Source organism: Prevotella sp. P6B4, assembly GCF_000619985.1.
In the GTDB taxonomy this organism is placed as follows: domain Bacteria; phylum Bacteroidota; class Bacteroidia; order Bacteroidales; family Bacteroidaceae; genus Prevotella.
This window is the reverse complement of sequence record NZ_JHVE01000004.1, coordinates 205,336-217,515: the sequence shown is the minus strand read 5'-3', so window position 1 is coordinate 217,515 and position 12,180 is coordinate 205,336. Positions and strand designations below refer to the sequence as shown.

The window sequence follows — 12,180 nt, the reverse complement described above, 5'->3', positions numbered from 1 at the left end:
AGGCAAAAAATGCAGAGCTGAAGCACGTCTATGGCTACAACAGGGCAGAATCATATGGCCTGTACTCCATGCAAATGCAAGGAGCTATCACCATTTTTGCCGCAAATATCAAGAGAATCCTCAAACTAATCTGAGCAAAGAATATATTTCTCAAAAAAAGCTCTTTAAGAAGCCGTATAAACCTCATCTGGGGGTATTACTGACCACAAACTGAAAATTGAAAAAAGCAGATTGCCAATCCGTATGTAACGGCTATATGCAATCTGCTTTTAATAAAAATCAAGGTTGCCCCCTCAAATGGAGGGCTTTTTCAGTGCCCTCCAAAGATAGGCAGATTCTTTTTTAGGGGCTTTAACGTATGTTTCGTTTCATTTCATTTTTGTATCAACCTTGATTTTTAGGCCCTTTTTGCTCCATATACTCAGTGGGCGAAAGACCAAACTGTTTGCGGAATACCGTTGAAAAGTGAGCCAGATTACTGAATCCTACGGTGTAGGCCACTTGTGTAACGTTGATTTTCTGCTCCTCCAAGAGACGCGCAGCTTGCTCTAAACGGATGTTTCTGACAAACTCGCTAACCGACAATCCTGTCATCTCCTTCATTTTACGGTGTAGCTGAGCACGACTGACGCCAACCTCTCTACTCAACATCTCGACACTGAAATCGCTATCGTCCAAATGTTCATTCACCACCTTCATGATACGTTCCATCAGCACCTCGTCGTTTCCTTTCACCTGTACCTCTTCCACCTTATCCTTCTGCTGCTGGGAACCTGAGTATTTACCTTTTAATCGGAGATTTTTACTAATCAGGTTGTTTATCACCATGTGAAGTTCTTCCATATCGAATGGTTTAGCCAAGAATGCATCAGCTCCTTTCTCCAAACCTTCCAAACGATTGGCTACGGCAGCCTTCGAGGTGAGCATGACAACAGGGATATGATTGATATTCATATTGGTCTTAATCAAACGCAAAAGCGTAAAGCCATCCATCTCTGGCATCATGACATCGCTTACAACCAGATCGAACTGCCTTTCTGTTTCAACACCTAACAGTATTCGGAGTGCATCGCGGCCACTGGTAACAGGTGTGATATGATAATAAGCACCAAGTTCTTGAGAGATATAGTTACCAATCTCTTCATCATCGTCGACAATCATGACCCGATAATTGGTTTGTGCTCTCTGTCGGGTTGTTTTTTCTGTCTCTTCAACTATCAGCATCTCTTCTTTCTTCAGATGCTCGTAGCCTAATGGTAAACGTACTGTAAAGACACTTCCTTGATCGTCAATGCGAGCAGCAGCCTCAATAGTGCCATGATGCATCTCCACCATCATCTTACAGAGATTCAGTCCAATGCCAGTGCCTTCTATATGCATACTTCGAGAGCTGTCACCCTGATAGAATCTGTCGAACAGTTTGGTAGGGTCGCCTTTGATACCCATACCATTATCTATCACTTGCAGTACAGCAGTTGTTCCATGCTCTTCAGATACACGCACCTCAATCTCTCCTCTGTCAAAAGTATACTTGAAGGCATTAGACAGCAGATTATCAATTACCTTATCAATGGCCTTACGGTCGAACCACACATTGAGTTTATCAAGTGTGGGTGTATAGCGGAAGGTGATATCACGTTCCTTGGCAGTGTACTCATACGATTTCAACAGATTGCCAACATACTGCACCATATCCGTCTCCTGACATTGCAGCGTCATCTGCTGTTTGTCCAGTTTACGAATGTCGAGTATCTGAGTCACCAAGTTCTGTACACGCTGGGCATTATGCTCAATCGTTTTCAGATCGTTCTTCACATCTGGATCGAAATCGCGCTTCATCAACTTATGTAGCGGACTCATAATCAGTGTTAGCGGTGAGCGGATATCATGAGTAGCATTAATCAGGAACTTCATTTTCTCCTCATCCAGTTCTTGTCTACGACGGCGTAGATAGTTCCATACTAATGCTCCGAGTAATCCTATAACACCTAATATATAAATAAGGTACGCCCATGAAGAACGATACCAAGGGGCATGCACAATGATATGATACACCTCAACATCTGTATAGATACCGTTATCGTATGCCCTGACTTCAAGGATATATGAACCAGGCTGCATATGCGTAAACGACACCGTATTGCGGCCGGCATCCGTCTGTCCCCAGTCATGTGTGCCGTTTAAGCGGTATTCATAGATAACGTTTTCAGCATTGGCAAAGTTTAACGACGAAAACTCTAAAGAGAAAGTATTATCGATGAAATCGAGTTCAATATGTTTACTGCTTGGACGTGCCACACCACCTACATAGATGCCAGTGAGATGTACTTGTCCGATATCAGAATGAACCCGCTTAAGTGCTTCTGGACGAAAAGATGTGATACCGTCGCTGAATCCGAACCAGATTCTGCCATCGATAGTACGCATATTCACACCACCCACGTATTCGCGACTGGCCAGACCATTGCCATACAGATAGCCCACGAACTGACGATCGGCAGTCTTGTACTGCCATAGTCCCATTGTGGTACTGATCCACAGGTCTCCCAAAAAATCCTCAACGATACCAACAACCACCTTATCGCTCATACACTTTTCGGCAGTGAAGGGTTTAGTCTGTTTCTCTTTTTCGTCGTAGATATAGAGTCCCGTATTCGTCCCAAAAAGCAACTGATGGTTACTTGTTTCACAAACCGATTCCACAGAATTATAGTCGAGGAGAACCTCCCAACCGTTTGAACGGAAGCTGTCTTCCATCGGATCGTAACAGTTGATGCCTGAAGAGGTACATATCCAGAGCTTACCCCTGCTATCCATCATCAACTTTTTTATCCAGTCGTTGTGTAAGCGCCCCTTCGGACCGTCACCGTCATACATACTAAAATGCCTCTGCTCACCAGTGTTCGTATCAAGCAGGAAGAAACCTAAAGAATAGACAGAGAAAAACAGCCTTCCCTTGCCATCGTCGGTAATGGTATTAACAAAACCACTCTTGAATGACGACTTCAACTGTGACTGTCCGGTATAAGGATTATAGGCATAGAGTCCCGCATTGGTACCGATCCAATATTGTCCCAATCCATCGCGATAAATCAGATAGGTACCTTCTGGCGATTGAGGATGAGCAACGATACGCCCCTGTGCATCAAAGCCAAAAACACCATTATTCTGGACAGCACACCAGGTCATGCCATTATCGCCTGCACAAATAGACGTCAGCGAACCACCCGTGCTAATATGCTGATCAACAAACCGCCACGAACGGAAAGGCGACTGCTGCTGAGGAATCAGCAACAGGCCACGATTCTGACAGCCCACCCATAGGTTTTCCTGCTTATCCTGAAACAGAGCCCAGATGGTAGCAGTGTTCAAGTCCATCGAAGCCGTCTGATGGTCATAACGCTTCATCCTGCTCTCTCCCCGAGGCACCCACCACAAGCCGTTACCCATGGTTCCTATAAACAGATTCCCGTTTTTATCACACTTAGCAGTACGTAACAGCAGATCCTTGCCACGCAACTCACCTGGATCGATAAAGTCGGTCATCATTTTTCCATCCCGATAGTATAATAAACCGTGATTACAAACAATCAGCACCCCACCCTGATAACCAACGAATCCTGTCACCATACCATAAGGCGACATGAATTCCTCGAGTCTGCCTTTGGGCGAACGCCGAATAATGGAATTACCATGTCCTGATTTCCAGAAATAGCCTTTATTATCGATATAGATGTAGCTAAAGTAGTGGTTGTCCGCTTTAGCATAGCCTTCAAGCATCTTAGTGGAATTATCGCGTGTATCCAATCGGAACAATCCATAACCGGCTGTTCCAACCAGCAGGTGATGGGCATCTTCCTGAACAATTGAATTAATTCTCGGTACACTGGTAGCCCCTTTCATCTCAACAGATTCAAAACGATTCTCATTCGGAATATAACGGTTCAGACCCAGCTGAGTTCCCACCCAGAGTGTACCGTCAACATCTTCAAACAGATAAGAGATGACATTGCTGTTAATGGTATTCTTATTACCGCTCTCATGCAGATAATTGGTAAAACGATAACCATCATACTTATTCAAGCCATACTCTGTTCCAATCCAGATATAACCTTCCTGATCCTGACATATCTGAGTAATCTGGTTGCTCGACAGTTTCTCTGAGGTGTAGAAATGCGATTGGGCATGAACTGTCCAGGCAATAATGGTGATTATAGTTAGAAGTAATTGACGTTTCATTAGTTTTGGTTTTAAGTTTCCATACCAATTGTTATAAATAGAATATACTCTCAGGTCCCATATTGAACAACAGATCTAAGACTGACAGATTCGGCAGGAATCCATGCTTAGCAGCATAAACCTGATAATAGGGTTTAGCCACAAAGTCTGGATCGGGTACCGGGTGTTTAGGGTTGATCATATCACGATAATCGCATACTGCAACATGAGCATAACTCTCCGTCATCGACACATGCGGACGTATATCGATGAGTTCACACATCTTGCTGCAGATAGCCTCATTGAAATCCTGAAGATAATCCCAACGTTTCTCAAAGAACGGATGGATATCATCCTGATAATACTCAAAGAAGGGCGATTCGCCATAAGCACTCTGCAAAGCCATCCAGTGCAGATGACGCCAGTTGCCATGATCGCTGATGCGGATGTCCTTGATAAGTGGTGAGTTACTACGCTCAACAGGTACCGTCAATGCCTGAACACCATTAGTTGTCGCTATCAGGCAACGATTGCGATAGGTTTGCTTTTGGAAGCTCTCCCATTGTTCTATCAGTACATCGTCAGCCCGATGCAGTTTCTGATACCACTGCACCGGGCCGAAGTAGGTTGTACTGAGCAAAACCTGCATAGGTCTGGCTTACTTAATATGATCAACAATATTGCCGATACGACTCCAACGAATGCCTGAGAAGCCATTGCGATCGGGATCACTCGACCACCAGATAAAGATAGGCTTACCTACGATATGATCCTCGGGCACAAATCCCCAATAGCGAGAATCGGCCGAGTTGTGACGGTTATCACCCATCATCCAGTAATAATCCATCTTAAAGGTGTACTTATTGGTTTCCTGACCATTGATGTAGATTTTACCATCACGTACCTGCAGGTCGTTACCTTCATAAGCACGGATAGGACGCTCATAAATGGGCAGATTGTCGAGTGTCAGCTGGATGCTCTCACCTTTCTTAGGAATCCAGATCGGACCATAGTTATCACGTGTCCAATGTAGATTACCATTCTGCGGATACAGGCTCCATTCCTCAACATCATTATGGAACGAGATGCGCTCTACCAGATCACTGCATTTCTTCATCGCTTCTACCACACGATTAGTCAGTGGCATATATCCATTATTGTTGAGCGATACCAATTCCTCGCGAGTGATGTTCCACTCTTCCATCTCTTCGTCAGTAAAATGGCGCTTCAGCTTCAACTCATACGTGTACTGCACGTTGTCGGGCTCCTTATTGGCCTTACCATCCAAATATACCACATGATTCTTAATCTGCAGCGTCTGTCCAGGCAGTCCCACACAACGCTTCACGTAGTTCTCCCGACGATCAGTTGGACGGGTGTCAATCTCACCAAACTCCTGACGATTCTGCTTAATCACATTCTTTCCTATCTCATAGACCTCGCTGTACAACTTCAGTCGTTGTTCAGCAGAAAGGGAATCGGGGTTGGGCATATTTGGATAGCTGCCAAGACCATAGCCATAGCACAGATTGTAATACTCTGTCTGATAGTTCAAGGCTGTACAGATGGTATCGCCAGCGGGATAGTTGAACACAACGATATCATTCAACTGCACGTTGCCTAAGCCTTTTACACGGCGATAGTCCCAGTGGGGCCACTCTATATAGCTCTTGCACTCCACAACAGGCAGGGTATGCTGAGTAAGCGGCATGGTCAATGGTGTCTGTGGGATACGAGGACCGTAGCTTACCTTTGATACAAACAGGTAATCGCCGGTCAACAACGACTTCTCCAACGAACTTGATGGAATAACATAGTTCTGGAAGAAGAACTGATTGATGAAGTAGACGGCCACCAGTGCAAACACCAGGGCATCAATCCACGACATCACGAACTTCACGGGCTTTTCAGCCTCTTTCCACCACTGCCATTTTATCTTCTTGGTGATATACACGTCATAGATGAAAGGTATCACCAGCAGCCCCCACCAACTTCCTACCCAATAGAGGAAGAGCAGATACAGTACCAGTACGCCAATAAACTTGGCCCACTGTACCTTAGGGTCGAATTCTTTCTTTTTTACCATTATTGCTAAGGCTTAGAATTTAAACATATCGCTGATAGTCAGCAAACCCTGATGTTCCTTGGTGTACTCGGCGGCCAACACGGCTCCAAGTGCAAAGCCCTTACGGCTGTGTGCATCGTGGGTAATGGTAATCAGGTCGGCATCACTATCGTAACGTATGGTATGAATGCCAGGCACTTCACCACGACGGATATGGTCCACGCGTAGATACTTGGCATCGGTAGTATCCTCTTTCCAAGCTTCCTTGCGGTCGATGTTATTTACGATTTCTTCGGCCAGGGTAATGGCTGTTCCACTGGGATGATCGAGCTTATGCACATGGTGAGTCTCTTCCATCTCCACATCGTACTGAGGGAATTGGTTCATAATCTTGGCCAGATAACGGTTTACAGCAGAGAAGATGGCCACGCCGATAGAGAAATTTGATGCCCAGAAGAGTGTCTTTCCCTCTTCAGAACAAGCCTTACGAACTTCATCTCCGTGCTCAGTCATCCATCCGGTTGATCCACTAACTACTTTTACGCCCTTGGCCCACGCCTTCAGATAGTTGCCATAGGCAGCTTGTGGAGCCGTAAACTCGATAGCCACATCTGCTGAGGCGAATGCAGGCGAATCAAAATCCTGTTGATTATCGATATCGATAATACTTACAATCTCATGGCCGCGGTCGCGGGCAATTTGTTCAATCATCTTGCCCATCTTGCCGTAGCCGATCAAAGCTATTTTCATAATTAATTCGAATTAAAACGCCGCAAAGATACTACTTTTAATCAACAAATACCCATTTTCAACAGAAAATAACTAAAAAATTTGCTGATATTAAAATAATGTAATACTTTTGCACCCTCGAAGAGAGTATAGAATTCTATTTCAGGAAATGAGAAAATCTATTTTTGACTTACTAGAACGTAAGGGAAAGCAGCCGATCAGCATGCTGACGGCTTACGACTATCATACAGCCTGCACCATGGATGAGGCTGGAATCGACATGATACTGGTTGGCGATTCGCTTGGCAACGTAATGCTGGGCTATGAGAATACACTCGCTGTGACTGTTGAGGATATGATTCATCATGGCGCCGCAGTGGTGCGTGGTGCCAAGCAGGCTATGGTTGTTATCGACATGCCGTTTATGTCGTACCAGGCATCGGTAGAGGATGCTGTGCGCAATGCAGGCCGCATTATGAAGGAGACAAACTGCCAGGCCGTGAAGCTTGAGGGCGGTGCCGAATATGCCGACCGCATCAGAGCCATCGTGAATGCCGGCATCCCCGTGGTGGCTCATATCGGGCTCACTCCCCAGTCGGTTAACGCGCTGGGTGGCTATAAGGTTCAGGGAAAATCGCTCGAACAGGCTCAGAAACTGCTGGCTGATGCCAAAGCTGTGGAAGAGGCTGGCGCTTTTGCCATCACGCTGGAGTGCGTGCCTGCCGAACTGGCCAAGTTGGTGACCGAGCGCAGCGGAGCGCTCACTATCGGCATTGGCGGTGGTAATGGTTGCGACGGCCAGGTGCTGGTTTATCAGGACATGCTGGGTTACACCGATGGTTTCACACCCAAGTTTGTGAAGAAGTATGCCGACCTGCACAGCGTGATGCTCGAGGCCTTTAAGCAGTACAAGCACGATGTTGAGACTCGCGAATTCCCATCTAAAGAACAAACATTTGCTATCAACGAAGAGGTGATAGAAAAACTATATTGAGATATGAAAGTTGTAAAGACAGTAAAGGAGGTAAGAGAGATTGTAGCTGGTTGGCGTAAAGAGGGCCTGAGCGTAGGACTGGTGCCTACGATGGGATTCCTGCACGAGGGTCATCAGAGCCTCATCAGCAAGTCGGCCAGTCAGAACGACCGTACGGTGGTTTCTGTATTCGTTAACCCCATCCAGTTTGGTCCAAACGAGGATCTGGAGGCTTATCCACGCGACTTGAACCGCGACATGCAGAAGGTGGAAGAGGCAGGTGGCAACCTGATTTTCAACCCCGAGCCTGCCGAGATGTATCCTGGCCACTTTACATCATTCATCGACACCACCGAGACGACCGAACTGCTTTGCGGTGCTGTGCGCCCTGTTCACTTCCGTGGTGTGTGCACCGTGGTGGGCAAGCTGTTCAACATCGTTTGTCCTGATCGTGCTTACTTCGGACAGAAGGATGCCCAGCAGCTGGCTACCGTGAAGCGCTTTGTGCGCGACCTGAACTTCCCCGTGGAGATTGTGCCCTGCCCTATCGTTCGCGAGGACGACGGACTGGCCAAGTCGAGCCGTAACACCTACCTGAATGCTGACGAGCGCCAGGCAGCGCTGATTCTTTCTAAGAGTTTGAAGCTGGGAAAGCAGGCCATCGAGGCTGGTGAGCGCGATGCTCAGAAGGTGATCGACATCATCCGCCAGAACCTGCAGACAGAGCCTATGGCTCGTATCGACTACGTTGAGGTGGTGGACTTTGAGAATATCCAGCGCACAGCGCGTATCGAGGGCGAGGTGCTGGTGGCTATCGCTGTGTATATCGGTAAGACCCGACTGATTGATAACTTCATCGTAAATATTTAAGTTTGGCATGGATATAACACTACTGAAGGCAAAGATTCATCGCGCTGTGGTTACCCAAGCCGATTTGGATTATGTAGGCAGTATCACCATCGACTCTGATTTGCTGCGCGAGAGCGGCATCTTGGAGTATGAGAAGGTTGAGATTGCCGATATCGACAACGGCAGTCGCTTTGCCACCTATGCCATTGCTGGCGAGGCAGGATCGGGCATTATCTGCCTGAACGGTGCCGCTGCCAAGTGCGTGAACGTAGGCGACAAGGTGATCATTATGGCCTACGCCACTATGACTCCCGACGAGGTCAAGAACCACAAGCCTACCGTGCTGTTTGTAGATGAGCACAACAAGCTGGTGCGCAAGGCCAACTACGAGAAACACGGCCTGCTGAAAGAGCAATAAAAAATTAATAGCAATAGTGTTATGCTGACAGGAAAGACCATCGTACTGGGCGTTACGGGCGGTATTGCTGCCTACAAGAGCGCCAATCTGGCCTCGATGCTTGTTAAGTTGCATGCCGATGTGCATGTGATCATGACTCAGAACGCCACCAAGTTCATCACGCCGATGACTTTCGAGACACTGACCAACAACAAGTGCATCGTGGATACCTTCGACCGCAACTTCTCGTTCGACGTGAAGCATGTGTCGCTGGCCAAGCGCGGCGACTTGTTTGTGGTGGCTCCCTGTACAGCAAATGTGATTGGCAAGCTGGCTCACGGTATCTGCGACGATATGCTTACCACCACCATGCTGGCCACACGCGCTCCTAAACTGATTGCGCCCGCCATGAATACCGGCATGTGGGAGAATCCCATCCTGCAGGACAATCTGCTAAAACTAAAGGGCTATGGCTATCACGTTATCAATCCCATCATAGGCCGGCTGGCTTGTGGCGATACAGGCACAGGCAAGATGAACTCTGAGGAGGTGATCGTAGAGCATATCCTAACGTTTATGGCCAAGGAGCACGACTTGAAGGGCAAGCGCTATCTCATTACCGCAGGTCCTACACAAGAGGCTATCGACCCTGTGCGCTATATCACCAACCACTCATCAGGCAAGATGGGCTACGCCATCGCCAAAATGGCCCGTTTGCGTGGTGCTCAGGTCACACTGGTATCAGGCCCCGTAAACATCAAGCCTTTCGAGGGCGTTGAAGTGGTGCCTGTTAAGAGCGCTGCCGACATGTTCGAGGCTGTCACCACACGTAGCAGCGAGGCCGATGTGGTGATTATGTGCAGCGCAGTGGCCGACTACACACCAGCCGTATATGCCGACCAGAAGGTGAAGAAACACGAAGGCGACCTACAGATTGAACTCAAACGAACACAAGATATTCTTGGTTGGCTGGGCGAACACAAGCCCGCCAACCAGACTTTGGTTGGATTCTCGATGGAAACGGAGAATCTGATTGAGAACTCACGCGCCAAACTCCTGAAGAAGCATGCCGACCTGATTTGCGCCAACTCGATTGCTGGCGGCAACACGGGCTTTGCAGTTGATACCAACAAGGTAACGCTCATCAGCGGTCAGGAGGTAAAGGAACTGCCATTATGCTCTAAGGAAGAGACTGCCGACCTGATTCTAGCTTACATTCAAACACTCGCGTAGCATATGCAAGTACTTATAGATATCGGCAATTCTACCGTAGTAGTTGCTTTGGCTGATGGTCAAGGTAACATCTCAAACACCTGGCGTTTCAAGACTAAGAAGGAAGAAACGGCCAGTTTCTTCCGGTACGAACTGCGCCAAGGTCTGCGCAAGTACGGCGTAGAGGCTGCTGATATCCAGCAGATTACTATTTCATCGGTAGTGCCAGAGGTGAACGACGATATGGCTCAGGCCATTACCGACTTGACTAGTCTGCAGCCCCATTTCTTCTCGATTGCCGATGCCCAGGGCATTATCACGATAGATGTTGAGTCGCCCGCCCAGTTGGGCAAGGACCGACTGGCCGACGCCATTGGCGCTGCCTGCTGCTATGGCGTGCCTGCCATTGTGATCGATTTTGGCACAGCTACCACCATCGGCGTTATCGACGAAAACAAGGTGTTCCGCGGTGGCATCATCATTCCTGGCGTAAAAACATCTATGAACGCCCTCAGCGCACGCGCCTCACAGTTGCCTGCCATCACTATCGAAAAGCCCCAGCATCTCATTGGTCGCAACACCTTAGAGTGTATGCAGAGCGGTATCGTAAACGGCACCGCCGCCATGATCGACGGTCTTATCAACCAGATACTCCCCACCCTTAACGGTCAGCCCCATATCATCGCCACTGGCGGCATGTCGCGCACCATCGCCCAGCACTGCCACCACCAGATAACCATCGACCCCTACCTGCTCTTCAAAGGACTCTTAAATAGGACATGAAATATATGATACAACTGAGCCGCTGGCTCGCTTCAAATGCCTCGCTGTTTATCATCCTTATTGCGGTGGTCACATTCTTTGTGCCCGATATGTTTCTGTGGGTTCGCGGCACCACACAGACTGTGATTCTTGGCATTATCATGCTGACGATGGGACTTACACTGACTACCGACGATTTCCGCATACTCGCTCGCCGACCGTTTGACATCCTGATTGGTGCTTGTGCCCAGTTCTTCATCATGCCCTGTGTAGCATATGTACTGGTGCATGTATTCCGTCTTGAGCCAGCTTTGGCATTAGGCATTCTGCTGGTGGGCTGTTGCCCTGGAGGCGTTTCGAGCAATATCATGTCGTATCTCTGTCATGGCGATGTAGCTTTCAGCGTGGGCATGACTTGTGCCTCTACTCTGTTGGCACCTGTGATGACGCCCCTACTGATGGAATTGACTGCTGGCGAAATCATCGAAATAGACGCTATCGGCATGTTTCTGAACATCCTTATTGTAACGATTATCCCTGTTGGAATCGGCTGTTTTCTTAACTATACCTACTCCAAAAGTCAGCACTTCCCCACAGTCCAGTCGCTGATGCCAGGTCTGAGTGTTACCTGCTTAGCTTGTATCGTGGGTGGTGTCATTTCGACTGTTCACGACGATTTGATAGCTCGTGGGCTCTGGCTCTTCCTTTGGACGTTTGCTGTTGTCTTCTGTCATAACACGCTGGGCTATATTCTTGGCTATACCTCGGGGCGACTGGCTGGTTTTTCTAAGGCCAAGAAACGCACCATCAGTATCGAGGTAGGTATGCAGAATGCGGGTCTTGCAACGGTGCTTGCTGGCAATTTCTTCGCCGCCCAACCTTTAGCCGTCCTCCCCTGCGCCATCAGCTGCGCCTGGCACAGCATCAGCGGTACCATTATCGCAGGCCTCTTCCTGCGCCGCGATAACATATAAA

At 47.9% G+C, this 12,180-nt stretch carries 10 protein-coding genes; 6 read left to right on the top strand and 4 right to left on the bottom strand.

Annotation, left to right across the window (positions count from 1 at the left end):
- Positions 1 to 384: 384 nt before the first annotated feature.
- The 4 genes from T491_RS0104460 to dapB are packed head-to-tail and all read right to left on the bottom strand — an operon-like array spanning position 385 to position 7,033.
- Complete coding sequence (locus T491_RS0104460; RefSeq protein WP_028902825.1) at positions 385 to 4,239, bottom strand: hybrid sensor histidine kinase/response regulator transcription factor; 3,855 nt, start codon at positions 4,237 to 4,239, stop codon at positions 385 to 387.
- Positions 4,240 to 4,270: 31 nt separating this feature from the next.
- Positions 4,271 to 4,867 carry a WbqC family protein gene (locus tag T491_RS0104455; protein ID WP_028902824.1) on the bottom strand — a complete coding sequence of 199 codons (597 nt, stop codon included), beginning with the start codon at positions 4,865 to 4,867 and terminating at the stop codon, positions 4,271 to 4,273.
- A 9-nt stretch (positions 4,868 to 4,876) separates the two neighbouring features.
- Complete coding sequence (lepB, locus tag T491_RS0104450) at positions 4,877 to 6,304, bottom strand: signal peptidase I (protein WP_028902823.1); 1,428 nt, start codon at positions 6,302 to 6,304, stop codon at positions 4,877 to 4,879.
- Between the two features lie 12 nt (positions 6,305 to 6,316).
- Positions 6,317 to 7,033 (bottom strand): 4-hydroxy-tetrahydrodipicolinate reductase, encoded by a 717-nt coding sequence (gene dapB, locus T491_RS0104445; RefSeq protein WP_028902822.1) that lies wholly within the window; start codon positions 7,031 to 7,033, stop codon positions 6,317 to 6,319.
- Between the two features lie 148 nt (positions 7,034 to 7,181).
- On the opposite strand from dapB, the gene panB reads away from it, so the two are divergent.
- The 6 genes from panB to T491_RS0104415 are packed head-to-tail and all read left to right on the top strand — an operon-like array spanning position 7,182 to position 12,179.
- Positions 7,182 to 8,006, top strand: coding sequence for a 3-methyl-2-oxobutanoate hydroxymethyltransferase (gene panB / locus T491_RS0104440; RefSeq protein ID WP_028902821.1), 825 nt, complete (start codon positions 7,182 to 7,184; stop codon positions 8,004 to 8,006).
- Positions 8,007 to 8,009: 3 nt separating this feature from the next.
- Positions 8,010 to 8,855, top strand: coding sequence for a pantoate--beta-alanine ligase (gene panC / locus T491_RS0104435; RefSeq protein WP_028902820.1), 846 nt, complete (start codon positions 8,010 to 8,012; stop codon positions 8,853 to 8,855).
- 7 nt (positions 8,856 to 8,862) lie between these two features.
- Positions 8,863 to 9,252, top strand: a complete 390-nt coding sequence (gene panD / locus T491_RS0104430) for an aspartate 1-decarboxylase (protein ID WP_028902819.1) — start codon at positions 8,863 to 8,865, stop codon at positions 9,250 to 9,252.
- A 21-nt stretch (positions 9,253 to 9,273) separates the two neighbouring features.
- Positions 9,274 to 10,464 carry a bifunctional phosphopantothenoylcysteine decarboxylase/phosphopantothenate--cysteine ligase CoaBC gene (coaBC, locus tag T491_RS0104425; protein WP_028902818.1) on the top strand — a complete coding sequence of 397 codons (1,191 nt, stop codon included), beginning with the start codon at positions 9,274 to 9,276 and terminating at the stop codon, positions 10,462 to 10,464.
- A gap of 3 nt (positions 10,465 to 10,467) precedes the next feature.
- Positions 10,468 to 11,226 carry a type III pantothenate kinase gene (locus tag T491_RS0104420; protein WP_028902817.1) on the top strand — a complete coding sequence of 253 codons (759 nt, stop codon included), beginning with the start codon at positions 10,468 to 10,470 and terminating at the stop codon, positions 11,224 to 11,226.
- A 5-nt stretch (positions 11,227 to 11,231) separates the two neighbouring features.
- The gene (locus T491_RS0104415) at positions 11,232 to 12,179 is read left to right on the top strand and encodes a bile acid:sodium symporter family protein (protein ID WP_231480176.1); all 948 of its coding nucleotides are present in this window, start codon (positions 11,232 to 11,234) and stop codon (positions 12,177 to 12,179) included.
- The last annotated feature ends 1 nt before the right edge of the window (position 12,180 follow it).